The sequence below is a fragment of the Paenibacillus sp. FSL R5-0475 genome (assembly GCF_038004585.1).
Taxonomy (GTDB): domain Bacteria; phylum Bacillota; class Bacilli; order Paenibacillales; family Paenibacillaceae; genus Paenibacillus_AQ.
Genome location: NZ_JBBORK010000001.1, coordinates 5,368,035 through 5,394,148 on the forward strand (window position 1 = coordinate 5,368,035; position 26,114 = coordinate 5,394,148).

Below are 26,114 nucleotides of genomic sequence, written 5' to 3' on the forward strand. Positions count from 1 at the left end.
AAAATGAACTTAAATAATCATGTGATCACAAGATATAATCCAGAAAATATTGCGAAACCCGTTGGTAACTACAGTCATGTAACAAAAATAAGCAGAAACGCTGAAATGTATGTATTTTCTGGTCAAATTGGAATCGATCAAAACAGTAATATCCCTACAGATTTTAATCAACAAGTAACAAACACGATGAGTAATATTGTGGAAGTCCTCTCTTCTCAAAAGTTGACTCCCGATAACGTAATCAAAATCAACATTTGGGCCACAGAAGAAATCGATTGGGATCATTTCTATGGAATTTGGAATAAAGTATTCGGGATGACGCCTCCTTCAATGACCATTGCTTATGTTAAAGGATTAGGTTTACCTGAATTGAAAATTGAATTAGATGTTTGGGCTGCAGGATAAACTATATTAAGCAGGACTAATTTAAAATACTGTACGCAAAACGAGCCTTAGAAGCAATTCTAAAGGCTCGTTTTTGTAATCTGACAGCAAAAAGAGCTCAGTCTCCTGAGCCCTTCAAATACATTTCTATCTTTTTATATCTGAAGAATTGTCCCAACCTTCAACGTTCTCGAGCCCCGGAATGCTGTCTTTATAGAAAACAGGATCCTTCCCTTCACGTTTCTGCTTTTTATAATCCTTCAAGGCGGCAAAGGCCACTTTAGATAATAGCAGGATGGCAATCAAATTCACGATAACCATGAAGCCCATAAATAAGTCGGCCAAATCCCATACCAATTGAACCTTTGCTACGGAACCAAAAATAATCATTGCCAAAACACTGTATCTATAGAATAGTAATACCTTTTTGTTGGAATTCAAAAATTCTATATTGGTTTCACCGTAATAATAATTTCCAATTAACGTGCTGAAAGCAAACAAAAAAATCATAATCGCTAGTGATCCGGATGCCCACGAACCAATATGCTCGCTTAATGCGGCTTGTGTCAGCTTGATTCCGTCCAGCCCTGGCTGCTTATAGGCATCAGACAACAAGATAATGAACGCCGTACTCGAACAAATAAGTAACGTATCTGTGAGTACGCCTAGCGCTTGCATTAGCCCTTGCTTCACCGGATGACTCGTAGTTGCCGTTGCCGCAGCATTAGGCGCACTACCCATACCCGCTTCGTTAGAGAACAAACCACGCTTCACGCCCTGTAGAATTACTGCACCAAGAGAGCCACCAGCGACTTGTTCAAATCCGAAGGCACTTTTCACAATGAGTGCGAAAACTCCTGGGAGTTCTGTAATATTAATCAGCATAATAATAAGAGCAGCCCCAATGTAGATTCCTGCCATTACCACTACAATATATTCGGACATTCTTGCGATACGCTTAACACCGCCAAAGATAACCAGCGCAAAGGCAGCAGCCATTACAAGCCCAAGAATGGCCCGATTGGTGCCAAATGAATTCTCAAAGGCCACTGTGACCGTATTCGATTGGACCGCGTTAAATACAAGCCCGAAGGATAATGTAATCAGAACCGCGAATATCGCACCCATCCAGCGCTTATTCAGGCCTTTCTCCATATAATAGGCAGGCCCACCGCGAAATCCGGTCTTATCCTTCACTTTATATACCTGTGCCAAAGTGCTTTCTATAAAACCGGATGCTGATCCAATAATGGCAATCACCCACATCCAGAAAATAGCCCCTGGACCACCTATGGCAATAGCAATTGCGATTCCCGTTATATTACCTGTTCCTACCCTCGCCGCCATACTAATGCAGAAGGCCTGGAAGGATGAAATACTATCTTTTGACCTTTCATTGGATCCTTTAAGAACCCGAAACATTTCTTTGAACATACCAAACTGTACAAATTTCGATCTTACGGTGAAATAAAGTCCACAAGCAATAAGAAGGATCACCAATATTTTCGACCACAAAAAATCATTTGTTACGCTAATCATACTATCTAAAAATTGTTGCATGTAATTCCGCCTCTCCATTCTGTCGATACCAAGTTGCTAAGCTTATAACACATAGTATTTTCAAATATAACAGTCATTATTTCAAATGCCAATAAAAATTGTAACTTTCATAACATCTCTTGTCAGTGGGTTTCGCATACTTTTCAGAATTATGGTAGAAAATACTATTCATATCTGAAGAGAGGTGGAGTTTTGTCATATGGATAAGGAAAAAGAAGATATGATTTTAACGGATCGACAGGGACATCCCATTACAGATAATCAAAATATACGAACGGTAGGGAATCGCGGACCGTCGACGCTCGAAAACTACCACTTTATCGAGAAAATATCTCATTTTGATCGAGAGCGTATTCCGGAACGTGTGGTGCATGCTAGGGGTGCAGGAGCCCACGGGTATTTTGAAGCTTATGGAAAAGTAGGCGATGAACCCGTCTCGAAGTATACGCGTGCTAAGCTTTTTCAAGAAGCAGGCAAAAAAACACCTGTATTCGTAAGGTTTTCAACAGTGGTTCATGGCGTGTATTCTCCGGAGACCTTTCGTGATCCACGTGGCTTCGCCACAAAGTTCTATACAGAGGATGGCAACTGGGACTTGGTCGGCAACAATCTGAAGATTTTCTTTATCCGTGATCCGCTGAAATTTCCTGACATGGTTCATGCTTTCAAGCCAGATCCCGTGACCAATCTGCAAAACCCGGAGCGGATGTTTGATTTTGTATCGAACTCTCCTGAAGCTACTCATATGATTACATTCCTGTTCTCTCCTTGGGGGATTCCAGCCAACTATCGGCAGATGCAGGGGTCTGGTGTTAATACCTATAAATGGGTGAATGAAAACGGCGAAGCCGTCTTAATCAAATACCATTGGGAGCCGCTGAAACATGGCATTAAGAATCTAACTCAGCAAGCCGCTGAGGATATACAGGCCAAAAACGTCAGCCATGCTACGCAGGATCTATATGAGGCTATTGCGCGTAAGGATTACCCTGAATGGGAGCTTTGTGTGCAAATCCTAAGTGACGATGAACATCCTGAGCTCGATTTTGATCCACTCGATCCTACTAAGCTTTGGGATCATGAACGTTTCCCATTTTTACCTGTAGGGAAGATGGTTCTGGATCGAAATCCAGACAATTATTTTGCCGAGGTCGAACAGGTCGCTTTCGGGACTGGAGTTCTAGTAGACGGTCTGGATTTCTCGGATGACAAGCTGCTGCAAGGCCGGACGTTCTCCTATTCGGATACTCAGCGGCACCGGGTGGGCGCCAACTACATTCAATTACCGATCAATGCTCCAAAGACAAGGGTAGCGACGAATCAGCGGGATGGGCAAATGACTTATCATGTGGATAAGGCGCCTGAGCAAAACCCACATGTAAATTACGAACCTTCCTCGCTTGGCGGGTTAAAGGAGGCAGCTCCTTCTGGCAAAGATCATCAACCGATGTATAATGATCGACTAGTTCGCGACAAAATTAGTCGGACAAATGACTTCGGGCAAGCTGGTGATACCTATCGCAAGTTCGAGGATTGGGAACGGGATGAATTGATTCATAACCTGGTCGATGCCCTAAAAATATGTGCGCCTGTGATTCAAACCAATATGATTGAACATTTTACAAAAGCTGATCCAGACTACGGTCGCCGAGTGGCTGAAGGTCTTGCTCAAGCCAAAGCTGACCACAAGCATCTAGGTACTTCAGAGAATCGAGACGGCGCGGAAATTGCGGAGCAATCCGGTAAACAAACCGATGGCTATTAGAAGTTAAATGAAGGGTTAAGGGACCTGTTATAAGGGTTCTTTAACCTTTTTTTTGATTTTAAGAGCTTTCGCTTTGCCATATTCACGTAACATATGAACACTATGATTATTGTGTAGCTAAGATCATAGGAGGAACAAACCGTGCAAAATACAACCATATTAATTACCGGTGGAACCGGATCTTGGGGACGACAACTCGTAAAACGGTTATTGGAAAGAGACCCAAAAGAAATCAGAATATTTTCCCGCAATGAGTCACTTCAAGTAGAACTACAACAGGAATATCATCATAATCCCAAACTAACGTTCATCATCGGTGATATACGTGATAAGCAAGAACTGATGCAAGCTTGCCATCAGGTAGATTATATCTATCATTTAGCGGCCTTGAAGCATGTCCCGATCTGCGAACAACAACCAGACAGTGCGATGAAGACTAACGTACTCGGAACTCAGCATGTGATTCAAGCCGCTATTAAACACGGCGTAAAAAAAGTAGTTTATGTTTCAACCGATAAAGCAGCGCAACCATCGAGCACCTACGGAATGACAAAATCACTCGGTGAAAAGCTAATGGTCCATGCCAATCTCAGACAAACCAAAACTCAGTTTGTATGTGTGAGAAGTGGCAATGTACTTGGCTCAACGGGTAGCGTGGTGCCTATTTTCAAACAAAGTATTGTGGATGGAGTAGACATTTCCCTTACAGATGCTAGAATGACTCGTTTTTTCTTAACCATAGATGATGCAATTACCCTACTCCTTAAAGCAACAGAAGAAAGCAGAGGCGGAGAAGTCTTTGTGACCAAAATGCCTGCTTGCAGCATTAAGGATCTTGCCCAGGTCTTAATTGACGACTTATCAACTAGCACGATCCAAATCAAGGAAACGGGGATACGTCCCGGTGAAAGCTTAAGTGAGGCCCTGATATCGGAATTTGAGAGCGCTTCTTCTATTCATCTGGATGATCACTATTATGTGATTCTCCCCCCTTTTCCTATAGAAGGTTTACAAGAAGCCTATGCCTCTTGCCCGCCTGTGGACTTCCAGAGCTATGATTCGAATCATGTGTTGATGAGCAAACCTGCGATAAAAGAAATGTTACAACAAGGTGGGTTTCTAGCATGAGTACCTCGATCGTATTTACAGGTGGAGGCTCCGCTGGACATGTATCCGGCAACCTCGTGTTGATCCCTAAGTGTTTAGCAGAGGATTGGGACGTCCATTATATAGGCTCCGAACAAGGAATTGAGCGTAAGCTTTTGTCTGACTACAAGGAGGAAGTGACCTACCATCCCATTTCCACAGGGAAATTGAGACGCTATTTCGATTGGAAGAATGTGACCGATGTATTCAAAATCATGAAGGGCATCTTTCAATCTTACCGACTCCTACGAACCATCAAACCAAGTGTGATTTTTTCTAAAGGTGGATTTGTTTCTGTACCGGTCGTGATTGGAGCCAAACTTAACAAAGTGCCCATCATTATTTATGAACCAGACTTAAATCTTGGACTAGCTAATAAAATATCACTTCCGTTTGCCACTCATCTGTGTACAAATTTTCTGGATACTGTAACCAAATCTGCTTCTCTCAAGGCCGTTCATGTGGGACCGCTCTTGAAGGAGCAATTCAAATTAGCTGATAAACAACGTGGTTTAGCCTTTTGCGGATTCACCTCTGCTAAGCCTGTTCTTCTTATTATGGGAGGAAGCCAAGGGGCACACAGCATTAACCAAATGGTGAACAATGTACTCGCTGAGTTGATAAATAAATTTCAAGTGGTTCATATTTGCGGGGAGGGAAAGGTTGATTATCACCTCTCGATGTCAGGCTACAAATCGTATGAATTCATTACAAGCTGTGAGTTGCCGCATTTATTAGCTATGGCGGATGTTGTCGTATCCCGTGCAGGCTCAAATTCTATGATGGAGCTTCTTTCTATGCAAAAGCCAATGTTATTAATTCCTCACACGAATGGTGGCAGCCGCTCTGGTCAACTTGCCCAAGCGCAGTATTTTCAACAAACTGGACTCGCTGAAATGTTACTTGAAGAAGAGATGACTAATCAAACCTTTGTTCATTCGATTATGACGCTATACGAGAACCGCTCTACTTACAAAGATAAGATGAAGCCTTATGAGAACGGCAGAGGAGCCTATAAGGTAATGAACTTAATCAAACAAGTAAGCGGCGAGGATTTAACAATGATCAAGGCAGGTACGGTTTAGATGGGAATGAAGCTAGCGAATTGGTTACTCCTCTGCTTTATCGCTGTCGTCTGTATTTTGGTTTATTTTGGACAAAGGATCCTATAATAAACATCTCTAAATTGTACCGAACATTTTTGGAATGGGTATAATTAAAGCATCTATAATCTTAGGGGGAGATGTTCATGGAGAAACAACCGGTATTTGAAATGTACGACTACAATGTATGGGCTAATCTAACGATCATCCATCGCTTAAAGGAATTGCCTAAGGACATATACCATAAGGATATTCAGAGCGGTTTTTCTTCGGTAGCGAAGGTTGTGACGCATATTTATGTCGTGGAGAACATTTGGTTTGACTTGATTGAAGGGCGAACTAGGAATGAAGCTAAAGCATCAGCTACCCAATTAGAGCCCTTATTAGCTATAAAAGATATTGAAGAAATGGATGTCCTCTATCGTGAGCTAACCAGCAAAAATAAAATGGTGCTGGCTAGTCAAATAGATAAGGACCCCACCGTTGTGTTAGATCATCCAACTATGGGATCACTTGAGACATCCATTTCCGGGGCTATCTTCCACATCGTAAACCATGGCAGCTATCACCGTGGAAATATCGGGACTATGCTGCGACAAATGGACCACACCTCAGTGCTGCAGGATTATGTTGCCTATCTTTATAACGAGTCCAAATGATCATCGAGCTATTATCTTTGAGGCATCAATTAGCTACAGATTTAAAATATTGGTAGACCTGATTTAGCTTTTTGTCATGTTTACCTTTTGGACTCTCCATATTCCCAAACTCGAAAAACTTCACTTTTTTCATACCGCAATATTGAAATAATGCTTTTCTCATCAGCACCTTATGGGAATTGTTTAGCCAATATAAAGGATAAAGGGTTGGCCCCTTCATGCTGGAAATACAAACTACTGACTTCCCTTTCAGCAGCCCCTCCGGGATCAGACCGCCCTTTTCTCTATAAGCAAAATTAGAGGCAAACATTTGATCAATATACCCGAGCAGCATGGCTGGAGGCCGGCCCCACCAGATCGGATACACAAACACAATTTTGTCTGCCTGACGAATCTGCTCACGATACTTCTCAAACTTGGGATCGATATGCATATCTCTTCTACGTTTATTTTCGTTAAAGACCAGCACCGGATCAAATTGCTCTTCATATAGATCAAGCACCTCGATGTTCGTGATCTTTCGATTTTCATTACTTCCTTGAATGACTTTATTGAGAAAAGCATAACTTAAACTTTTATGATTCGGATGAGTATAGATGACTAAAACGTTCATTGGTCCACCTCTTTAATTATCATTTGATAACAAAATCGTATCATAACCTTCATTTAGTTGTCAAATGATAATTGTATTATGATAATTATTTTGTTAAAGTTTACACTAAGAGGTGATCGTTATGGACAAAGAAGCGTTTTTTCATAAATTAGTGACCTTTACGACGGCAGTCCATGAAGTAACATTCGATTTAACCAAAGATGTTAGACCGGAAGGTATTACGCCCGTTCAATATAGTATTCTGGAGTATATTGCGGTCAGCCAGCCTGTTACCCTCAGTCAAATTAGTGATTGTAAGAATATCTCTATGCCGAACACGAGCCGTGAGCTCAAGAAATTAACAGAAAAGAATCTTTGCGAAAAGCTGGATGTCGCAGAAGATCGGCGTAAGCAAATGATTCGGTTGTCTGATGCTGGACAAGCGATGATGAATAAAGCTTTTGGGCAGATCGGCGAACGTTTCCTGGACCGGATCAAGGATTCTTCTACTGAAGAACTGGAAGAAATCAACCGAGCACTCGATGTGCTTCAGTCCAAGGTGTTTAATAGCGACAATTGAGCAGATTAAAAAACAGAGCAGCTGCCTCCATTATAGGAGAGCCGCTGCTCTGTTTTTTTCGATCGTTTATTTGGCTGATTTATCAGCCCCACATTCAGCTAAATCGCCGAATCCACTATTTCACCAGTCCACCGATAAAGGACTCAAAATTGTCAGCCAAGCGTGTGATCTTGTATTTGTTATCTCGATCTACATGGATAACCTCGGGTTCGCCATCATTTCCAAACTCGCGGTAATCCAGCATGATTACTTCATTCTCAGAAGGACAATCACAAATCACCACACCAACCTCAGGATAACGTCCATTTTCAATCACAGTCCGGCTGCCTGAAGCTCCACACAGCGACTTATTCTTATCTCGTCCAATTCCAAGGATCCCTGAAATCGTAATAAATTCTTCTGTTCCCGGAATTGGGTACCGATTGTTATGAGGAATTCCCCCATTATGTAGCTTCATCATTTCAACGTAGTATTTTGGCAGCTTAAAAACCAGCTCTTCTTCTACTGAAGCAATCAATGCATCTGTAGGCGATTCAGAGATATATTCTGAGAAAGCATACTCGCTGTCATCCCAAAAGTTGGTGGTGTCGATCGCTACTACAGGCTTCTTTACAGGTTTACTCACAGGTTTTTTCGTAGCTTTCTTAGCCAATTTGCGTTTGATCCATCCCAAAAACTCCAAGGTGTCCTCATCATCAGGCTCTAGCTCGTCTGCAATTGTAAATGCTTTTAAAGCTTCGTCGTACCGCTTCAGATAATAATAGGAAACTCCGATACGGTAATGCCAAAGCGGGTCACCTTCACCCTCTTCTTCAATGCTCAAATACTGCTCTAAAGCTTCTTCATATTGCCCGAGATTATTAAGCGCTCTGCCCAAATGACTGGTTAGAACATAATCTCTTTCCTCTTCAGGAATTTCCGTTATTGCATCCACGATTTCTTGAAATTCATCCTCTTCATGCCAAGTATCCAATTTTCCCAATAGCTCATCACTCATCATTAATACCTCCTAGTAACGATCACTCAAAATACCTATTAGAAATTATACCATTTATAGCCTATGCCCAGCCAATCACGCATCAAAGGCGAAATTTAGTTAAAAAAACAGACCACATAGCTCTTCTGCGGTCTGTTACGTATACACAAATTCATGAGCACCCCTCATTGCTTGTTTTCAATCCTCTGCATAAACTCTTCAACGGCGCTATAGCCAAGCTGCTTCAGATACCAGTTGTTAGCGGCAGCTTCAATTAGGCCGGCTACGTCACGGCCGGGCTGAAGCTGGATTTCAATATGCGGAATTTGGACACCGAGATAGTCTGTGAACTTCGGCTCCAGTTCGAGCTCATTATTCAAGGAATTTTCTCGCCAAGGAGATAACTCGATGTCGAGTACAATTCGCGTCTCATCCTGAAAAGCTCTACGCCCGTACTGGCGTACAACATTGATCAGACCAATACTGCGCAGCGCTAGGAATTCGCGGGTCGTCTCGTTATGTGTGCCGAGAAGCGTCGCCGGTCCCAGCTTCTTCAGCACCACGATATCATCCGCCACAAACCGATGACCTCTTCTAATAAGCGTATGCGCGGTTTCGCTTTTTCCAATCCCTGACTTGCCTCTGAGTAGGACACCTATACCAGACACGTTTACACATACTCCATGAATTGAAAGCTCTGGCGCCAGCGCCTTCACCAGATAGGTATCAATCTTTGCGATGATCTCTGTCGTCGTCTCCTGCGTCCGAAGCAACGGGATGCCCTCTTCTTCGCAGAATAGAGTTAAATAAGGAATCTCCTGCTGACCTGTCGTCACAATAAAGCATGGTGGATGATACTTGACGATATTACCAATATGTAACTTGCGCTCTTCAACGCTTAGGGTTAACAGATAATTGATTTCCTTGCAGCCCAATACTTGTACCCGCTTCGTTGGGAAAAAATCAAAGTAACCCACGAACTCCAGACCAGGTCTATGCGCCTTTGAACGAGTGATTTCACGATCCATGCAGCTAGCACCTGCAAGCACTTCCAGCTTAAACGTCTCTGTAAGGCTTTGAACGGTAGTCGATTTCAATGCTGTTCCCTCCTGTGGCTGCGTATCTCGAATACGCAATACGGTTAACGGGATATATTCAACGACAAATGGGATGATTCCTGCAAAATAAACAAAAGGCGTTCAATCACCGTTAAATGATTGAGCGCCTCTCGATTAGAACGTTCTATTTACTCGTTAATGTAAGTGTTGACTCGATTTTGAATCAGCTTGCTGACGTCTTCAGCCGATTTCTGACCACTCATATATGAATCAAATTCTTCAATTGCAATTGAAACGACCTTATGATCACTAGATAAATTCCTACTTGCTCCATCTAGAAGCTGATATAATTCTTGGATTTTACTTTCTACAGTCTCAGCATCAAACTTCTGTTCTAGAAGAGGTAGTGTTCCCGCTACTGCCTGCTGCTTAGCATCATTAAGCTGTTTCTCCACAACTCCCTTATGCATTGCAAACCCTTGTACGACTGATGAAGATTGCATTTCCTCGGAAAGCATGAACTTAATAAAGTTCCAAGCTTCATCTTGAACCTTAGATTTGCTGTTAATACCTAAAGTGAAATATGACTTAAATGAAGTTCCACTATATTTTCCATTTACTGTTGGCTTTTGATATAGTTTAAGCTTTGGATCAAGGACTTGGGACAGGCCTCCTATTGGATCGAAAAGATTAGCATTGTTGAACAAGGTTTTGGTATAGTCGTACGTAAAATCATTACTAAGTACGCCCTCATCATACATCGATTTGATTTGCTTCATCATATCTCGAAACAGATCGGAATCGAAATTCGCTTGACCTTGATCAATGAGCTTATCATAATTAGCTTCTATATACTCCGCTAACATTTGAATCGGGAATAGATTAACAAATGCGAAATAATCCTCACCAACTTTTCCCTTAAGCTTCTTGGAAATATCTTTAAACTCATCCCATGTCCATGTCTGATCATCGATTTTAATGTTAGCTTGTTCTAACAACTCTGTATTCCCAGTTAGCGCGTCGATGACAAATGAGAATGGCATTGCATACAAACCATTACCATCTTGGGAGCCCTCAAAAATATTCTGATAGTACTGATTTCGATCAAAGTCAGCATCCTTATCCATCAGATCATAGAAATTAGTCAGCATGTTCTTGGCGACATATTTGTCCTGTGGTAGATCGTTCATTACGATCATGTCCGCCCCTTTGCCAGACATCATCTGTGTGCTCACTGTTTGTATATACTTCTCAACATCGCCCTTTGAGAATGCTTCTCCTGATTGACTCATTCCATCTTCATTCGTTTGGGGTCTAGCTAGATACTCTTTGATATCAATTTGTATATCTGGACGAATTTTTTTGTATTGCTTAACCGCCTCCTCTAAATAAGGAGTTACCGCCATAGTCGCAATCTCAATCTTCTTGCCATCCTGACCTGATTGTTCATTAGATGTTCCTTCTGTACCTGATCCCACGCTGCTGCTAGAGCATCCCGATAATACGACTATCATTGCTAATAAGGCCAATACCCATCTTCTATTCAAATTCATTCATCCCCTTCAATATACTCGGATTCTATTACCTTCTTGTAATGGTTCACTTGATTCAATAATGATCTCATCATCAGGACTTAACCCGCTCACAGCTACAACCTCATCCTCTGTTGAATCACCTGTTATAATGTAAGCCTTGCGTGCATTAAACGTATTGCCGAGTGAGCTTTTCTTCTCCTCAACTACAAAGACATAGCTCCCTGTTGTATCTTTATGAACCCATTTTTTTGGTAACACATAACCTTTTTCATTTGACTCCTTCTTTATATCCAGACTGACTTGTTCGCCGCCTTTAATACCATCATCGGAGACAGAAACGACAACCTGATAACTCGATTTATCGGATGAATCTTCTTCACTGCTCTCTTGGGATGCAGCTTTAATCTCTTCAATTACACCGTTAACCAGTGTATTGTCTTTCTGCAATCGAACAGAAACCTTAGATCCAATCTCGAATAATGCCGTATTATCCGACTCGACAGCAAATGAAAATTCGAAGCCCTTACCACTATCCATTAAGGTCAGGATTGTCCCCCCTTGTGAAGCATTCATACTATCCTCTGCTGTAATCTTTGTGACTTTTCCATCAAAGGGGGCAGTCAGTGTCTGTTTATCCGCTTTATCTTTGCGCAGCTTATTCATCTTTCTTTGCGCCAGTTCAAGATCCATACTATCCAGTTCAAGAGCTCGCTCTGCCTTGGCAATCACCTGCTCATCACCATCTATCAAAGCATTCAGCATATCCTCCTCCAGAATCTCCCGATTTAACTGTTGTTTCTTTAGCGCCGTTTCCTCTTGATAAATCTGCTCATCCAGATCAGAGCTATCAAATGTAACGAGCTTTTGCCCCTTCTTAACCTCATCATTCTCTTTTACATGTACCGTCACAATTTTTGAGCCAGTCTCATTCAACAAATCCACCTGCTTTCGAGGTGTTAAGACTCCACTCCCTTTAACCTGATGAACTAATGATTTCGAGGTAAGTTTCTCCGTAACTACTTTGGGCAGCGTCATCGTTTCGAGTGTGCTGCTAAAGAAAGTCAAACCAGCCAATATCGCAAAGAATAATACAAACAAAACAGCCGTTAATCGTTGTCGCTTAGATGTGCTTGTCATCTCATTTCCCCTATCCTTTAATTCCAGAAAGCTCTATGCCCTCAATAAAATACCGTTCCGCCAAAAGAAACAAGAGAATCATAGGCATCATATACAAGACCGCAGCCGCAAAGGATACCCCAAGCGCATCTTCCTGCAGGCGAGATAGAAAAATGGACAAGGGCTGTAAATTGGCATCCTGCAGAAAGATCAGTGGCTGCTCCACCATATTCCAGTAATCTGCAAACAGCAGAACAATTAGCGCTGCCATGCCGGGTTTCACCATAGGCAAGACAATCCTGATAAAGGATCGGAAGTAACCTGCCCCATCCATTTGGGCTGCTTCCATATATGCCGTTGGAATTTGGAGCATAAATTGTCTGAGCAGGAACACACCAAACGCCGCAAATATCCCTGGTAAAATAATGGAGCTTGGACTATTAATCAGCCCTAGCCGATCGGACATGATATAGTTCGGCACAAGCGTGACCTGGAACGGCATGAGCATCGTGATCAGATACACAATAAATAAGGGCTCTCTGCCAGGAAATCGCAGCTTAGCAAATGCAAATGCCGCTAATGTTGCCACCACGACCTGACCTATAATGATTGGAAACACCATAAATACAGAGTTCCAGAACATACGAAGAAATTGCGAGGTTGAAATAAGCACCTTATAAAATTGCTCCAGCGAAACCCAATCTGGAATCAGCTTCAAATTCACAAAATCGTTCATCTGTGTATTACCTAACATGCCGTAATTCAGCATAATTTCCTTCTCCGTCATCAAGGAGCTTACCATTGTGAGCACAACCGGAAATAGCATTACCAGCGCGATTACGGCTAAGATAATAGTAAGTAGCAGTGTTCTTATCTGTTTCTTGTTCATCTACACCCCTCCCTTTACTCCATAAATGAACGGAACTTATGTTCAACTCGGAAGAGCATCAACACAATGACTAAAATGCAGAGCACCATTAAGAAAGCTGCAGCCGACAGCTTCTGAATATCGAGCGATAAGAACATATTGTTCATATAGTGCTGAAGCATATAGATACTGTCATGAGGATAGTCACCCGCAACTAAATAAATTTCCCGAAATACCTTGAATGAGTTCAGAATCGACATCAGCATCACTAAAAATCCTGTCGGTATTAAATAAATCAAGGTGATCTGGTGCTTACGAGCCCAGCTTGCACCTTCCAGGTTTGCTATCTCATAATATTGATCTGGGATATTTTGCAGTCCAGCCAAGAATAGAACCACATTATAGCCAATGTTTTTCCATACATAGATAAAAATAATGACCCCTTGCGCCCACTCTGATTTCATCCAATCGATCCGCTCAATTCCAATCCACTCTAATGCATGATTGAAAAAACCATTCCAGTCGAATAGGATCTGCCATACGAGCACAATTGACGCTACTGGAACAACCAGTGGCAGTACATATGAGGTACGCAGCCAATTCCGAAGATAGACTCGTTTGTTAAGCAGCATGGCAAGAGCAAGTGACAACAGAATAAGGATCGGAACACCAATTATTGTGAACCAGAATGTATTCCCTGCCGCCTTTTGAAAGGACGAGCTAGCTAATAGGCTCTGATAATTGGCAAACGATAACCCTGCCTCACCACTTGGATTCTCAAATGAAAATACAACACTTTGACCAAACGGAATCAAATAAAATAGCGCAAACCCGATCAAACTCGGAGCAAGAAAGCAGAACGCCACAAGAATCTCCTTGCGAGCCAAATATGAAATTCTCACAGCCTCAACCTCCTTTCGAGCTTGTTCCATACAAGCAACATGTTTACCGTACAAATAACTATTCTATAGATCAGCTTCGGTATTAATTTGGAGCAATTGTGGAAAAAGTATGGAAAAGCCCGCTTGAAAGGACAAGTTTGTTAGAATAATAGATGTATTGGTCAGGAGGTCTGTTGATGAAGAACTATCAAATCGCAATCGTTGAAGATGATTGTCATATAAGAGATATCGTTGAGAATTATTTACAGAAGGAAGGCTATAGCACCCTATCGTTAGGTTCAGCAGAAGAAGCGCTCATGTTATGGAACACAGAGCGCCCGGATATGTGGATTCTAGACATCATGCTTCCAGGTATGAATGGCTATGAATTCTGCAAACAAATTCGTAAGGAAGCCGAAGTTCCTATTATTATGATCTCTGCTCGTGATGAGGAAGTAGATAAGATACTTGGACTTGAGCTTGGAAGCGATGATTATTTAACTAAGCCTTTCAGCCCACGTGAGCTGGTCGCACGAGTAAATCGTTTATTCCATCGGCTTAACTGCCTTACAGAAAGATCAGAACAGAGTATAGTCTCTTCTAAATCAAACGACCTCATCATCGATGAGCTTCGTCTAGTATTAGATAGTCGTCTGGTTTACTGGAGGTCTAAAGAAATTGAAATGACGGTGAAGGAATTTTCATTGCTTCATACCTTAGCAGCGCAACCGAATCGAGCTTTTTCTCGCAATGAGTTGTTAACATTAGTGTGGGGGGATGACTATTTCGGTAGCGATCGGGCAATTGACGATTTAGTCAAAAGACTTCGTCGTAAAATGGAAGACCTGCCTCTTGAAACCGTTTGGGGCTATGGTTATCGAATGCGCGTGGATGGAGTGAAGACATAACATGAAACTAATCTATAAGCTTCATTTATCATTTGGAATATTACTGGTATGCGTACTCGTGCTTACAGCTACATTCGTTTATCCTCTACTAATGGACACACTAATCAATAATCAAAGAGAAGAGCTAAGATCACAAGGCAGTGCAATGATGGAGTTGGTCAATTCGTTACCTGTTCAAGACCTAACACCTTCTCAGTCAGCAGCAGCTATCGTACAGCCGGCTCAAGAAATTAATAGATCCGTCGATGCGTTACTCATAGAGCCGAATCGTAATATATTATTTAGTACAATGACTGAAGCGCAGACACAGACATGGCTACCGCTCATTGAACAGCACTCAAGTCACAATCAGCAGGATTTATGGGAAAATGGACAGGAGAAATATATTGTTGAGACCTTAACTTCTAATCCACAGAATCTTGATCCAACTAGTGCTGTAACCGCAGCCACCCTTGTCTTGTCTACACCGCTAAGCAAAGTAAAATCATATCAATCAGAGCTTTTTACAAGAATGATGTTCATTATGGTGATTGGGGGCACTATTGCCTTTGGCCTAAGTTTATTTATTACCAAACGTCTCGTTACTCCTCTTGAGAAATTAAAGCTTGAGCTCAAAAAAGTTGAAAAACGCCAATTCGATGAGGTGCAGCTCATTCAAACTGGCGGGGAAATTGGTGAGGTAGCCCAAAGTGTCCATCATCTCGCAGGAGAACTTAAACAATACCATCATGCTCAAAGACAATTTTTCCAGAATGCTTCTCATGAACTTAAGACCCCACTAATGACGATTCAAGGTTATGCAGAGGGAATACGAGATGGTATTTTCACCGGGGATCGTGCTAACAATGGTCTTGATGTCATCTCAAGTGAATGTGAACGACTTAAGGGAATTGTTACAGAGATGATCTTGTTAGCCAAGCTTGAAAGTGAAGATGGTATTTTTGATCAAGAAGAAGTGTCAGTAGAACAATTAATCGATAAAACCGCCGATCGAATACGTCCATTAGCTATAAATGAGAGAGTTGACATCAAAGTAAAGTACGAAGTGGATAACCCGAGAAAACTTCATATTCATGGAGATTCGGAAAAACTATTACAAGCAGTACTAAATATTATGAGCAATGCGATCAGGCATGCATCACAAGCCGTGGATATAGAAATTTCGGAGCAGGATGGACAAGTGCAGATCGATGTCATAGATGATGGTCAAGGTATTCCTGATCAATTACTGCCTCAGCTATTTCAGCGTTTTATTAAAGGTAAGAATGGAGAAACGGGACTTGGACTCGCCATTTCACGTGCAATTGTTGAACGGTGCGACGGTACTATATCCGCTCATAACGGAGAGCATGGTGGAGCTATCTTTCGAATGAGTTTTCCTTCAAAATAAATGTCATTCTGATCCTCAAAGACTGTCATCGAATCGAATACGAACTCTTTCTATGATGCCGCCAGACAGCTCTATACTTTGTATGACTTTTTTGGCAAAGAGCCATACTAACCCTCACAGACTATGACTATCCCGAAGGAGAGTACTGATGAGCGAACAACAATGGCTGATTCCAGCAACCAAGGGATTGGGCTTCAAGTTGGACAAAGGGCAGATCGTCCGGGTAACCGATGTAGAAGGAGAGCAGGTAGCAGATTTCGCTGCTTATAACGCCGTTCGCCCTAATGAGCGGATTGATCCCGGTGTGACGATAGATGCTCTAGGCAAGATGAATGTTCTTCCGGGGGACATCCTCTATTCCAACCAATACAGACCACTGCTTACGATTATTCAGGATACTGTGGGCCGCCATGATTTCATTAACTCTGCCTGCCGTCCCGAGATGTATGAGGTGCTGTATAACAAAAAGAATCACGCCAGCTGCTACAATAACCTGAATGAGGCGCTGGAGCAGTTTGGCCTGCCCGCTCCCGATCAGCATTATCCGTTTAATCTTTTTATGAATACTGTCATTGATCCTTCTGGAAAAGTCAGCGTGGAGCGACCGCTTTCTAAAGCCGGGGATTATATTGAGTTGCGGGCTGAGATGGATCTGATCATTGCCATATCGGCTTGTCCCTGCTCCGAAAGTGTCTGCAACGGGTATAAATGTACACCGATTGCCGTGGAGATCCTTTAGGGTATGTCGCAAAGAGGTTCGTGCCAAAAGGCTCGTCTTCTAACTTACCAACTTCTTGAATAGAATGACTTGTACAAGTTAACATCTCATTCAAGGAGCGATGACCATGAATAGCTTTTTCACCTATATAGTACTCGGCATTTCATTATCTGCACCTATTGGTCCCATCAATGCAGCCCAGCTCGACCGGGGAGCACGGATGGGATTTTTCCAATCCTGGATGATTGGACTGGGAGCCATGTGTGCGGATTTAGTGTATATGCTACTCATTTACTTTGGACTAGCCCACTTTCTGAATACCCCGTTTATGAAAACCTTCCTGTGGACATTCGGCAGCTTTGTTCTCCTTTATACCGGAATTGACACTTTGAAAAATATCAATGCCGTGCCTGGATCCGCCTCGCGTGGTGCACAGACCAGTACTAGCGCCTTCCGTACTGGCTTTTTGATGGCACTGATGAACCCACTCAGCATTCTCTTCTGGTTAGGCATCTACGGCTCCATTCTGGCCAAAAGCATAGAAAATCAACATTTCGATCAGGTGCTGTGGAACAGCATGGGTATTTTTGTCGGCATCCTACTCTGGGATGTGGTGATGGCGATGCTGTCTAGCTTCTTTCATCGGTTCACCGGCCCTTCTATGCTCCGGTTCATTTCCCTTGCCGCGGGGATTTGCCTTCTTGGTTTTGGCATCTACTTCGGTTCTCAGGCATTTATACAGTTGTTTGGCTAATATGTTTAACAAGCAAGAGCTTTTCTAGGCCTTCACCCATCTCCCTCCCTTCGCATAGGATGTTTTGAACCTAACGAGGAGGGTGTTTTTGGATGGCCCATTTGAACACAAAGGTCTGGCTCGATGAGCATCTAGCTGAGCTGACGTACTGGCAGCAGGATGCTTTTCGTCAATTTACATCTATGATTGCAGATCCCGAAGGCAAATATCCCTGTATTCCGGGACGTCAGGGGTTTCTGTCCAATCATTTGCGTTTTGGCTTCGTAGCTGATCCACGAAGTGAAGAGTCTGCAATAGAGGTCGCTCAATTACTTCGTCAATATGGGGAATGCTCGCGGGATACCGGAAAATATGCTTCCCTTGTTCTATTTTTTGAAACTCCGGAAGATTTGGCGGAAGGTTTCTCCATTGAGGAATATGAGAATTTGTTCTGGTCCATTCTGGGCCGCGTCAGTGCGGTGGACACGGTGCCCTGGCCGGATGAAATTTCTACAGATCCCTCCCATCCTTCGTGGGAGTTCTGCTTTGATGGGCACCCGTATTTCGCGTTCTGCGCAACCCCGGCACATGAGCTGCGGAGAAGCCGCCATACCCCTTATTTTGTCATTGCCTTTCAGCCGCGTTGGGTATTTGAGAATATTAACGATTCTACCGCATTTGGGCGCAATATGAAGAAGCAGATCCGTAAGAAGCTTGCTGACTACGATAGTGTTCCCGCACATCCTTCCCTTCAATGGTATGGGCAGGAGGATAGTCTGGAATGGAAGCAATATTTTCTGCGAGATGACGAAAGTGCGCCGTCTAAATGTCCATATACTTATATGAAGAACAAGTTCAAAGCAATAGGAATTAAATTTCACTCTTAAGCGCTTATGAGGTTTGTCCGCGTTTTTTCAAGAGGTGCTCCCTAAACCAGGTAATCAACGCAATGACACAGATGATCAGAAGGCTGGACCAGAAGCCGGGACGGCCCCCTTTTTCAAAAAGTGTACCTGCCACGGCAGTAATGATCAGCGCCATAGCGACCATGGATCTAATCCAACCGCCCATCTTTGGTCTCAATAACTTAAGGAAAGAGGCAAGGATAAATAGCCATGTGTACAAAATAACTAGACCGGCCGCCGTGGTGATATGCTCAAAAATTTGCTTTGGCAGAAACAAGCTCAGCACAATTGTCACGCACAGGCCCAGCATATTGATACCAAGCGCGTAGAGCGGCATCTTTCTTTTTCCTTTGGTCACCGCCAGCCAAGAAGGAGCATCTTTATCCTCGGCCAAGGTTACCAGCATAGTCGAGACCGCATACAATGAAGCCACTAAAATAGAGAACCCGGCCACGATCATTACCCCGTTCAGTACATATACAAGAATAGGTAGTCCCATCGCTTCAAGTGCAGCAATAATTGAGCTTTGATCAGGTCTCACTTTCTCAGGGCTCACGAATAATAATGCAAGTCCTATCGACAGTACATAGAGCAGGGTCACGCCCAGCAGCATAAACCTGCCTGCTTTCGGAGCTTCTTTTGAGTCGCGTAGGTCCATCGCCATAAAGCCCATTACCTCAATACCCCCAAAAGCATAGAACGCATAAAGTAACCCTTTCCAAGCACCCATCCATCCTTTATTCAGCCATGCTGCCGAACTGTGAACCGTATCCCAATTCCCCCTTCCCCTCAAAAGGGCAACCACGACGACCACGATGAACATCAGTACCGCGGCGATTTTGATCATGGCGAATAGATTTTCCGCTTTGTTAATCCCCTGGCTACCTAGAATAATGACCAGCAGACCCAGTACAGCATAAATTGCGGTAAAAACCCAAAGCGGCCAACTCGGAAACCAGACCCGCGAAAACAGGCCCAAAGCAGTCAAGGTGCTGCCGAGTATTAGAATTTCTGAGCACCAATAGATCCAGCCCATGCCAAACCCGGCCCAGCGGCCAAAAGCCTCTTTGGCATAACTACGAAAAGAGCCCTTTTGAGGATTTTGTATAGTCATTTGGGCCAGCGCCTCATAGACGAACAGAGTTGCCACAGCCGCCAACACAAAAATAACCAACACCAATAATCCGCTCTTACGGATAGCGATGCTGGAACCAAGAAAGAATCCCGTGCCAATCGTGCAGCCTACACCAAATAAAGTAAGCTGCCACCAAGGTAGCTTGCCAGTTGGAGTACCCATATGTATATCCCTCCGTCTGGTGTTACTATGCGTTATCGGGTGTTATTTTATTCTGATATAGGCTTAGGCAGGCAAAAGAAGACCCGACTTCCTGTTCAACAACAAGCGAGTCGGGTCTTCTACAGTTAGAATGGTCAGCGCCCTAGTTATTTACGGGCATCTGAGGAGATCCGGCAGCGGGAACATAGGCATCCAGCATCTGCTGTATTACTGAAACCTGAAGCTGCGGAACCTGATAATAGGCATGTTTGTTCTGATAAAGGAACAACTCATATCCCATTTCAATAAAATGCTGCACCTGTGAAGCCAGCACCCGACGCAACGCTGGGTTCGTCACTTCCGGTGAAGACATGGCCAGCAGTGAGGCATGGGATTTGATTAGACCCAGCATATACCCGCTGACGCCCGCATCTTTCACATCCGCCAGTGACGAGTTAGGCTTCTTGGGCGGGGCCGGTTGGAGGCCGTAAACCGGCTGTGTCATATTCGGGATAAGATAGGTAGCCGTTTCCTGGCTTGGCTTTTGCCCTGTCTTAAAGCATTGGCAGGTCAAGTTGTACTGATCCAGCATGAAATTGTACTGCCGATCCAAGATAGACAATAGCTCTTGATCCTGTACAAAGGTTCTGAACATCATGAACTGGTCCAGTAAATTGATCTGGCAGGACAATACCTCGTGCACATCGAACATTTCGTGAGCGCCATGACCTAGCTGCTGTCCGCCCATCGTTATACTTCCTAACTGTGGTTGCTGCTGCAAATTATATTCTCCTTTGTTCTTAGATGAGTACCCTCTATAATATGAAGGACAAGATAGCCAATTATGCACGCAGTTATATTTACATCCCTCCATATCTAAGTCAAAGTGCCTCACTTACTGCAACCTTCTTATTTTGAATCCGAAGATTCCTTCTATGTGTCGTGAATAATCCGAAGTACCCTAGCGTTACGAGGATACAGATTATAACATCAACTACAATTAAGTTCTGATAATTCCCAAAATAATCGAAGGATAGGCCTCCGATTAATACACCTACTATACCGCCGCCCTGGTGCATGAGAAGTAGAACACCGGTATGTTTTCCTTTACCCTTTGCAAACTCATTAATGACAAGCATTCCACCTGGTAATGCACTTAAGTAGGTAATTCCGAACGCTATAGCAAAAAGAATAGGTGAACTTCCCAAGTGCATAAAGAGGAAAGCAAAACCTATAATGCGAATGCCATACAATAGAGACATCATCATTAATTTATTGTATCGGTCCAGAAAATAGCCGCAAATGAGTGCCCCCGTGATTTCCATAATACCAAGGATGCTCATAGATAAGGCGATCATGCTTGGTGATACATCTGCCAACTGATGTATGGCTACCAAATTCATCTCGACGGATCCCATATTGATACCGCAGGTGAACAGCGCAATCGCGACTACGACAAAGATAGGAAGAGAAATAAATTTCTTCGACGGTGGAGTTACTCTAGGTGATGTATCTTGACCTTCGACTTCTATTGAACGATCCGAAGGAGCTCTCTCCGTATTTTTCTGTTGTGAACTCTTAATTCCTAACCAAATTACGGGAAGTGTTACACAAACACCTAGGATAAAAGAAGCCATAAAGGCGTTTTTCCAAGTCAGCCAGTCCATGGATACGAAAATGGGTGTAATAATCGCTAATCCTACAGAAGATGCACTCGCCAGCAAGGCCATTGCCTTAGCCCGATGATGCCGAAACCATTCAAACATCAATATATAATTTGTCGTCGCCCCAATACCTGCCAAACCAGAGATAACACCGTATCCAATAAAAAAGACAATAGGATGGTGGCCTAACACGACAATACCAGTACCCAAAGTACTCATGATTGCACTTAACATTAGTATCTTCTTTGTGCCATAACGATCCACGAGCCAGCCCCCCAAAGGCGCGCATACGGCTACGATGAATAAATTGGTGGACCATGCCATTGAGATGAATCCTCTGCTAATCTGTAAATCCGTCGATATTTGCACCTGAAAAAAAGACAAGCTGAAGCGAGTCAATGCACCAATAAATCCAATAACCCAGAGAGATCCTAATCCAATCCATGCATACCTGGATTCCTTAAACCATGTCGTTTCCATTATGGTTTCCACCCCTGTCTATTATAAAAGATACCGATTGGTATCTTTTATAATAGCATAGCTGCTTTTCTTTGCAACAGAATAATTTCATTTGATATACTACGTGTACATATACAATTAAGGGCGGAGGATGACAATGGAAAAGGGTGAGAAGACTCGCAATTACATCATAGCTAAAGCCGCTGAACTGTTTAACCAGAAAGGATATTCGGGCTCATCCTTATCTGATATAACAGAATTGACAGGCATTAAGAAAGGTGGCATTTATCGTCATTTTTCCAGTAAGAATGAGATTGCATATGAAGCCTTTAGCTATGCGGGTAGTATTGTGGGGGCCCAACTAGCTCATGCCATTAGTCAGCAAGAAACGGCCTCTGGCAAGCTATTAGCTTATTTACATGTGTATGAGAAAGTAGTTGAAGCGCCACCCTTTATTGGAGGGTGTCCGCTCCTCAACACGGCTATTGAAAGCGACGACAGTCATCCAGGCTTGCGTGAAAAAGCCCAGCAAGCCCTAATAGGCACACTGGAATCCAAAATGAAAATCATTTCTGAAGGTGTACAAAGTGGTGAATTCAAAGCAGATCTCGACATTGAGGCACTAGCTACCTTCTCCCTTTCCATCATGGAGGGCGGCATCATGATGAGTAAGCTCGAGGGAAATAATCGGCATATACGGATGAATATCAAGAGCTTTGCTGCTTATTTAAAAAAAGAGTGTCTACGCGAACCTAGTTAGTTCACTCAAAACTTTTTTAACATACAAAGATTTTAAAATAAAAAGGAGCTTCGTCACTACTCACGAGGCTCCTTTAGCTTAATCTTAGTTCCTTAACTTTATTTATGTTCCAACCACTGACATTCTGTGATTTCTATTTCTGTAAATGTTGCTTTAAATGACGAATCCTCTGGGCTACAAGCATATAAACCAAAGTTGATATGCTCACTCCCTTCAAACAAATGAAAAATACGCATCTGCTTAAAGGTATTCCCATCTAAAGAGTTTTCAACGCAGAAGTCACTCCCACGTCGACTTAATCTGTAATACATTGTTTTTATTGTTGCGTCGAGATCTGTTGTTGCCCAGTCTGAATATCCATGATTCGTAACCACACTACCCAATCTTTGATATTCTTCATTCTCATATTCAATCGATGCCTTGAACCAATTGTCACTGTCCTGATAGACAATTACTCCACACTGGTCAAATCTATGAGCGCTGTCAAAATCAGTTTTCACTATAAAAGAAAAGTATTTCTCATCCGTCTTCATTAGCAACGCAGGTGCATTATCGTTCCTGAACCCATAATAGGTGCGTTGCCAAAAATCCGTATTAGGCTCAGTTATAATTTCAATCTTCTCATCTGTAATAGAAAAAGTGTTTACTGGATACTGCCAAAAAAGATTTTCTTTTAAAAAGTTCATCTCACTGCTCCTTATCTAGGTCCCTCTTTACCCTTGAATGTCCCTTCTGGCATCTTGCTCGGCGAGAATCTCTTTGTCCTCCGCGTTATCTCTCGTCACTTTCTGAACGCCAACGGCGCTATATGAAATCAACAGAATAACAGCTATATAATACCCCTTTACATTCAATTGAAATGGAGCATTGTACAGACCAATAAAGAACATTACATACCCAATAACCAAGCCTGCAAAAGCCATAATTGTGAAAGCCCCTGTATTTCTCATCCTGTGTTTCGGATTTTCTAGCTTAATTTCTTTATCCTCTGAATTGTCTCTAACGACCTTTTGCACAACGATACAGCTAATCGTAATTAACACCATGCAAAGCAAATAATACCCTTTCACGTTCAATTCCCAATCGTCGTTGTACACCCCCAAACAGAATAGAAAAAGACCTGCAGCCAATGCAAAATACGATACCCCTGTGAAAGCAGCTGTGTTGCGTTTACGATACCTCTGATTCATCAGACGATTCCTCTCCCAATACAGAATTGAATGGTGTTATAGCCTTCTTCACTATACCGTGGAACATCGGTAAAATTCTACCATTAATTAGGTTGTTTTGGGAAACACAAAGAAAACGGTCTCAGTCCCAGGCAATTCAGGACTAAAGCCGCCTCCTATATTTTCTGCAACTTTATGATTTAGAAAAAATGCTACTCCCTTTCCTGATCCACCAATTGCTGCTGTGCGAGACGAACCATCTCGCGGACCATCGATCCACCAATTTTTCCACCAATCTGACCCACTGATTCTGTGCTCAAATGTCCATTCTCACCGTGTTCCAATGGGATACCAAGTTCTTTTGCGACTTCATATTTCACATCATCAGGCCGCTCCGGATCTACATCATAACCCTCGCGACGCATCACCTCGGCCTTAAACGTTTGCATCCCGCGATTGACTCCCGGCACTACATATTTCCTGTTTCTTCTGGACATCCCTTATCCCCTCCTAACATGTTTTAAGTAACATGCCCGGAAAACGAAATCTCCACCCTTGTTGATTTGCTCCGATTATTTCCAAGAGGGCTCTGAAAGGCCATCTGCTGTCAGGGTGCTTGCCCTCTGTTTCTTATACATAAATTTTGCTTGAAGGTGACGTTACGTCACCTGCTATACTAACTGAGAACAACACGCTGGAGCAATCGATTGGATGTGAGGAAAGGATGTACAAAGAGAACTATTTAACGACAGGGCAGCTTGCAAAGCGTACAGGAATAACGGTCAGGACATTGCGATATTACGATCAGATTGGGCTTCTAATTCCAGAAAATCATCACGCGGGATCGATAAGATCTTATAACATGAAAGACCTAGAAAAATTGCAGCAGATTCAAACGTTGAAATACTTAGGGCTATCACTTCAAGAAATAAAAGACATCTTAGATGCAGAGTCGCTATCCATAGGGGAGATCAGACATTCGTTACAAGCACAGCTCGATGTTCTACAGAGAAAAATCACTCATACGGAGCATGTAGTTCATGCAATACGAGATGCTATGCAAATGTCGGTCAATCGGTCTGATTGGAACCACTTAGCAAATGTTATTCAAACCTTGCAGAGTAAGCAAGATTGGGGGGAACAGTATCGGACGGCGAGCCGCTTGCAAACGCGGATACATCTTTATGACAAGTTCAGTACAAATCCGCAAGGCTGGCATAATTGGGTCTTTGAACAACTGGAGGTGCACCCTGGAGCCCACATTCTAGAGTTAGGTGGCGGCGATGGGACCTTTTGGATAAGAAACGCCGAACGAATTCCAAGCAGCTGGCGCATCACACTTACTGATATTTCGAGCGGGATGGTAGAAGAAGCACGTTGCCGCTTAGGAAGTAAAAGTTCACAGTTTAAGCTCTTATCTGTTGACGCGCAACAAATCCCCTTCCACGATGAGCATTTCGATGTGGTTATCGCTAACAACATGCTGTATCACGTGCCAAACATCCCTAAAGCGATCCACGAGATACACCGCGTACTAAAGCGAGGGGGTATAATATGCACCTCTACAATGAGCACTCAACACCTACAAGAGATTGAACAATTGGCGGTCTCGTTCGACCCCGACCTTCATGTATTGGATCAAGCTATTAAACGATTTAATCTGGGTAACGGAGGAGACCTGCTGTCTTCTTGCTTCTCCGATCTTCGGTTACTACGTTACAACGACCGTCTGTTAGTCGACGAAGCCGAACCCCTGATTGAATATATGATATCGACCCCGATGAACGCAAAGGAGCGGCTTGTCGGTGCGGCTATAGACAAATTTCGAAGCCACGTCAATCGGCTTCTACAGGAGAATGGAGCCCTCGAAATGACTAAAGAAAATGGGATTTTTCTAGGGAGGAAATGA

27 protein-coding genes and 1 pseudogene are annotated in these 26,114 nt (G+C 43.0%); 13 read left to right on the forward strand and 15 right to left on the reverse strand.

The window, feature by feature from the left end; genetic code table 11:
* The first annotated feature begins 3 nt into the window (after positions 1–3).
* Positions 4–405 (forward strand): RidA family protein, encoded by a 402-nt coding sequence (locus MKX41_RS24015; protein ID WP_076298049.1) that lies wholly within the window; start codon positions 4–6, stop codon positions 403–405.
* A gap of 126 nt (positions 406–531) precedes the next feature.
* Here MKX41_RS24015 and MKX41_RS24020 read toward each other — a convergent pair whose 3' ends face one another.
* On the reverse strand, positions 532–1,944 hold the full coding sequence (locus MKX41_RS24020) for an alanine/glycine:cation symporter family protein (protein ID WP_076284987.1): 1,413 nt from the start codon (positions 1,942–1,944) through the stop codon (positions 532–534).
* A gap of 199 nt (positions 1,945–2,143) precedes the next feature.
* Between MKX41_RS24020 and MKX41_RS24025 the strand changes: the two genes are divergently transcribed.
* The 4 genes from MKX41_RS24025 (at position 2,144) to MKX41_RS24040 (ending at position 6,617) form a co-directional block, all read left to right on the forward strand.
* Positions 2,144–3,709: a catalase gene (locus tag MKX41_RS24025; protein WP_340973482.1), complete on the forward strand. Its 1,566-nt coding sequence runs from the start codon at positions 2,144–2,146 to the stop codon at positions 3,707–3,709.
* A gap of 141 nt (positions 3,710–3,850) precedes the next feature.
* Positions 3,851–4,837, forward strand: a complete 987-nt coding sequence (locus MKX41_RS24030) for an SDR family NAD(P)-dependent oxidoreductase (RefSeq protein ID WP_042192925.1) — start codon at positions 3,851–3,853, stop codon at positions 4,835–4,837.
* Positions 4,834–5,940 (forward strand): undecaprenyldiphospho-muramoylpentapeptide beta-N-acetylglucosaminyltransferase, encoded by a 1,107-nt coding sequence (locus MKX41_RS24035; RefSeq protein ID WP_340973485.1) that lies wholly within the window; start codon positions 4,834–4,836, stop codon positions 5,938–5,940. Before MKX41_RS24030 ends, MKX41_RS24035 begins: the two co-directional genes overlap by 4 nt.
* A 164-nt stretch (positions 5,941–6,104) precedes the next feature.
* Positions 6,105–6,617, forward strand: a complete 513-nt coding sequence (locus MKX41_RS24040) for a DinB family protein (RefSeq protein WP_340973487.1) — start codon at positions 6,105–6,107, stop codon at positions 6,615–6,617.
* Between the two features lie 25 nt (positions 6,618–6,642).
* Here MKX41_RS24040 and MKX41_RS24045 read toward each other — a convergent pair whose 3' ends face one another.
* Complete coding sequence (locus tag MKX41_RS24045; protein WP_149645498.1) at positions 6,643–7,230, reverse strand: NAD(P)H-dependent oxidoreductase; 588 nt, start codon at positions 7,228–7,230, stop codon at positions 6,643–6,645.
* A gap of 121 nt (positions 7,231–7,351) precedes the next feature.
* Here MKX41_RS24045 and MKX41_RS24050 point away from each other — a divergent pair, with 121 nt between their 5' ends.
* A complete protein-coding gene (locus MKX41_RS24050; RefSeq protein ID WP_076284992.1) occupies positions 7,352–7,789 on the forward strand; it encodes a MarR family winged helix-turn-helix transcriptional regulator in 438 nt (145 codons plus the stop codon).
* Between the two features lie 115 nt (positions 7,790–7,904).
* Here the strand turns inward: MKX41_RS24050 and MKX41_RS24055 are convergent, their stop codons facing one another.
* The 6 genes from MKX41_RS24055 to MKX41_RS24080 all read right to left on the reverse strand — a co-directional run bounded on the left by MKX41_RS24055 (position 7,905) and on the right by MKX41_RS24080 (position 14,274).
* Positions 7,905–8,786, reverse strand: coding sequence for an SMI1/KNR4 family protein (locus MKX41_RS24055; protein ID WP_340975048.1), 882 nt, complete (start codon positions 8,784–8,786; stop codon positions 7,905–7,907).
* Between the two features lie 164 nt (positions 8,787–8,950).
* On the reverse strand, positions 8,951–9,862 hold the full coding sequence (gene hprK / locus MKX41_RS24060; RefSeq protein WP_042192937.1) for an HPr(Ser) kinase/phosphatase: 912 nt from the start codon (positions 9,860–9,862) through the stop codon (positions 8,951–8,953).
* A gap of 149 nt (positions 9,863–10,011) precedes the next feature.
* Entirely contained in the window at positions 10,012–11,370 is a 1,359-nt protein-coding gene (locus tag MKX41_RS24065) for an ABC transporter substrate-binding protein (protein WP_340973491.1), read from the reverse strand.
* A gap of 15 nt (positions 11,371–11,385) precedes the next feature.
* A complete protein-coding gene (locus MKX41_RS24070) occupies positions 11,386–12,495 on the reverse strand; it encodes an efflux RND transporter periplasmic adaptor subunit (RefSeq protein WP_340973493.1) in 1,110 nt (369 codons plus the stop codon).
* Between the two features lie 10 nt (positions 12,496–12,505).
* Positions 12,506–13,363, reverse strand: a complete 858-nt coding sequence (locus MKX41_RS24075) for a carbohydrate ABC transporter permease (RefSeq protein WP_042192943.1) — start codon at positions 13,361–13,363, stop codon at positions 12,506–12,508.
* 14 nt (positions 13,364–13,377) lie between these two features.
* The gene (locus MKX41_RS24080) at positions 13,378–14,274 is read right to left on the reverse strand and encodes a carbohydrate ABC transporter permease (protein WP_076284997.1); all 897 of its coding nucleotides are present in this window, start codon (positions 14,272–14,274) and stop codon (positions 13,378–13,380) included.
* A gap of 146 nt (positions 14,275–14,420) precedes the next feature.
* Here MKX41_RS24080 and MKX41_RS24085 point away from each other — a divergent pair, with 146 nt between their 5' ends.
* The 5 genes from MKX41_RS24085 to MKX41_RS24105 all read left to right on the forward strand — a co-directional run bounded on the left by MKX41_RS24085 (position 14,421) and on the right by MKX41_RS24105 (position 18,859).
* On the forward strand, positions 14,421–15,131 hold the full coding sequence (locus MKX41_RS24085; protein ID WP_076284998.1) for a response regulator transcription factor: 711 nt from the start codon (positions 14,421–14,423) through the stop codon (positions 15,129–15,131).
* A 1-nt stretch (position 15,132) separates the two neighbouring features.
* Positions 15,133–16,521, forward strand: a complete 1,389-nt coding sequence (locus MKX41_RS24090) for a sensor histidine kinase (RefSeq protein WP_340973496.1) — start codon at positions 15,133–15,135, stop codon at positions 16,519–16,521.
* 148 nt (positions 16,522–16,669) lie between these two features.
* The gene (locus MKX41_RS24095) at positions 16,670–17,260 is read left to right on the forward strand and encodes an urea carboxylase-associated family protein (RefSeq protein ID WP_340973497.1); all 591 of its coding nucleotides are present in this window, start codon (positions 16,670–16,672) and stop codon (positions 17,258–17,260) included.
* 106 nt (positions 17,261–17,366) lie between these two features.
* Entirely contained in the window at positions 17,367–17,993 is a 627-nt protein-coding gene (locus tag MKX41_RS24100; protein WP_340973498.1) for a LysE family transporter, read from the forward strand.
* 92 nt (positions 17,994–18,085) lie between these two features.
* Positions 18,086–18,859: a YqcI/YcgG family protein gene (locus MKX41_RS24105; protein WP_042192956.1), complete on the forward strand. Its 774-nt coding sequence runs from the start codon at positions 18,086–18,088 to the stop codon at positions 18,857–18,859.
* A 4-nt stretch (positions 18,860–18,863) separates the two neighbouring features.
* Here MKX41_RS24105 and MKX41_RS24110 read toward each other — a convergent pair whose 3' ends face one another.
* The 3 genes from MKX41_RS24110 to MKX41_RS24120 all read right to left on the reverse strand — a co-directional run bounded on the left by MKX41_RS24110 (position 18,864) and on the right by MKX41_RS24120 (position 22,297).
* Positions 18,864–20,174: an amino acid permease gene (locus tag MKX41_RS24110; protein WP_340973499.1), complete on the reverse strand. Its 1,311-nt coding sequence runs from the start codon at positions 20,172–20,174 to the stop codon at positions 18,864–18,866.
* A gap of 142 nt (positions 20,175–20,316) precedes the next feature.
* Positions 20,317–20,901: a spore coat protein gene (locus MKX41_RS24115; RefSeq protein WP_042194715.1), complete on the reverse strand. Its 585-nt coding sequence runs from the start codon at positions 20,899–20,901 to the stop codon at positions 20,317–20,319.
* 133 nt (positions 20,902–21,034) lie between these two features.
* Positions 21,035–22,297, reverse strand: a complete 1,263-nt coding sequence (locus tag MKX41_RS24120; protein ID WP_339244079.1) for an MFS transporter — start codon at positions 22,295–22,297, stop codon at positions 21,035–21,037.
* 136 nt (positions 22,298–22,433) lie between these two features.
* On the opposite strand from MKX41_RS24120, the gene MKX41_RS24125 reads away from it, so the two are divergent.
* Complete coding sequence (locus tag MKX41_RS24125) at positions 22,434–23,036, forward strand: TetR/AcrR family transcriptional regulator (RefSeq protein ID WP_340973501.1); 603 nt, start codon at positions 22,434–22,436, stop codon at positions 23,034–23,036.
* A 98-nt stretch (positions 23,037–23,134) separates the two neighbouring features.
* On the opposite strand, the gene MKX41_RS24130 is transcribed toward MKX41_RS24125, so the two are convergent.
* From MKX41_RS24130 to MKX41_RS24145, 4 genes and pseudogenes are all read right to left on the reverse strand, one after another.
* The gene (locus MKX41_RS24130; RefSeq protein WP_340973503.1) at positions 23,135–23,722 is read right to left on the reverse strand and encodes a DUF1349 domain-containing protein; all 588 of its coding nucleotides are present in this window, start codon (positions 23,720–23,722) and stop codon (positions 23,135–23,137) included.
* Positions 23,723–23,749: 27 nt separating this feature from the next.
* Positions 23,750–23,986 (reverse strand): YiaA/YiaB family inner membrane protein, encoded by a 237-nt coding sequence (locus tag MKX41_RS24135; protein WP_306035596.1) that lies wholly within the window; start codon positions 23,984–23,986, stop codon positions 23,750–23,752.
* Between the two features lie 57 nt (positions 23,987–24,043).
* A pseudogene (locus tag MKX41_RS24140) lies at positions 24,044–24,226 on the reverse strand (YiaA/YiaB family inner membrane protein); the annotation flags it as partial.
* 191 nt (positions 24,227–24,417) lie between these two features.
* The gene (locus MKX41_RS24145) at positions 24,418–24,702 is read right to left on the reverse strand and encodes an alpha/beta-type small acid-soluble spore protein (RefSeq protein ID WP_339267953.1); all 285 of its coding nucleotides are present in this window, start codon (positions 24,700–24,702) and stop codon (positions 24,418–24,420) included.
* A 227-nt stretch (positions 24,703–24,929) separates the two neighbouring features.
* Between MKX41_RS24145 and MKX41_RS24150 the strand changes: the two genes are divergently transcribed.
* Complete coding sequence (locus tag MKX41_RS24150) at positions 24,930–26,114, forward strand: MerR family transcriptional regulator (protein WP_340975053.1); 1,185 nt, start codon at positions 24,930–24,932, stop codon at positions 26,112–26,114.

Bases quoted from the DNA above. Each gene is read 5' to 3' on its own strand.
- MKX41_RS24015 (WP_076298049.1), top strand. From the start codon at position 4: ATGAACTTAAATAATCATGTGATCACAAGATATAATCCAGAAAATATT.
- MKX41_RS24020 (WP_076284987.1), bottom strand. From the start codon at position 1,944: ATGCAACAATTTTTAGATAGTATGATTAGCGTAACAAATGATTTTTTG.
- MKX41_RS24025 (WP_340973482.1), top strand. From the start codon at position 2,144: ATGGATAAGGAAAAAGAAGATATGATTTTAACGGATCGACAGGGACAT.
- MKX41_RS24035 (WP_340973485.1), top strand. From the start codon at position 4,834: ATGAGTACCTCGATCGTATTTACAGGTGGAGGCTCCGCTGGACATGTA.
- MKX41_RS24040 (WP_340973487.1), top strand. From the start codon at position 6,105: ATGGAGAAACAACCGGTATTTGAAATGTACGACTACAATGTATGGGCT.
- MKX41_RS24045 (WP_149645498.1), bottom strand. From the start codon at position 7,230: ATGAACGTTTTAGTCATCTATACTCATCCGAATCATAAAAGTTTAAGT.
- MKX41_RS24050 (WP_076284992.1), top strand. From the start codon at position 7,352: ATGGACAAAGAAGCGTTTTTTCATAAATTAGTGACCTTTACGACGGCA.
- MKX41_RS24055 (WP_340975048.1), bottom strand. From the start codon at position 8,786: ATGAGTGATGAGCTATTGGGAAAATTGGATACTTGGCATGAAGAGGAT.
- MKX41_RS24070 (WP_340973493.1), bottom strand. From the start codon at position 12,495: ATGACAAGCACATCTAAGCGACAACGATTAACGGCTGTTTTGTTTGTA.
- MKX41_RS24075 (WP_042192943.1), bottom strand. From the start codon at position 13,363: ATGAACAAGAAACAGATAAGAACACTGCTACTTACTATTATCTTAGCC.
- MKX41_RS24080 (WP_076284997.1), bottom strand. From the start codon at position 14,274: ATGGAACAAGCTCGAAAGGAGGTTGAGGCTGTGAGAATTTCATATTTG.
- MKX41_RS24085 (WP_076284998.1), top strand. From the start codon at position 14,421: ATGAAGAACTATCAAATCGCAATCGTTGAAGATGATTGTCATATAAGA.
- MKX41_RS24090 (WP_340973496.1), top strand. From the start codon at position 15,133: ATGAAACTAATCTATAAGCTTCATTTATCATTTGGAATATTACTGGTA.
- MKX41_RS24095 (WP_340973497.1), top strand. From the start codon at position 16,670: ATGAGCGAACAACAATGGCTGATTCCAGCAACCAAGGGATTGGGCTTC.
- MKX41_RS24100 (WP_340973498.1), top strand. From the start codon at position 17,367: ATGAATAGCTTTTTCACCTATATAGTACTCGGCATTTCATTATCTGCA.
- MKX41_RS24105 (WP_042192956.1), top strand. From the start codon at position 18,086: ATGGCCCATTTGAACACAAAGGTCTGGCTCGATGAGCATCTAGCTGAG.
- MKX41_RS24110 (WP_340973499.1), bottom strand. From the start codon at position 20,174: ATGGGTACTCCAACTGGCAAGCTACCTTGGTGGCAGCTTACTTTATTT.
- MKX41_RS24115 (WP_042194715.1), bottom strand. From the start codon at position 20,901: ATGGGCGGACAGCAGCTAGGTCATGGCGCTCACGAAATGTTCGATGTG.
- MKX41_RS24120 (WP_339244079.1), bottom strand. From the start codon at position 22,297: ATGGAAACGACATGGTTTAAGGAATCCAGGTATGCATGGATTGGATTA.
- MKX41_RS24125 (WP_340973501.1), top strand. From the start codon at position 22,434: ATGGAAAAGGGTGAGAAGACTCGCAATTACATCATAGCTAAAGCCGCT.
- MKX41_RS24130 (WP_340973503.1), bottom strand. From the start codon at position 23,722: ATGAACTTTTTAAAAGAAAATCTTTTTTGGCAGTATCCAGTAAACACT.
- MKX41_RS24135 (WP_306035596.1), bottom strand. From the start codon at position 23,986: ATGAGAAATACAGGGGCTTTCACAATTATGGCTTTTGCAGGCTTGGTT.
- MKX41_RS24145 (WP_339267953.1), bottom strand. From the start codon at position 24,702: ATGTCCAGAAGAAACAGGAAATATGTAGTGCCGGGAGTCAATCGCGGG.
- MKX41_RS24150 (WP_340975053.1), top strand. From the start codon at position 24,930: ATGTACAAAGAGAACTATTTAACGACAGGGCAGCTTGCAAAGCGTACA.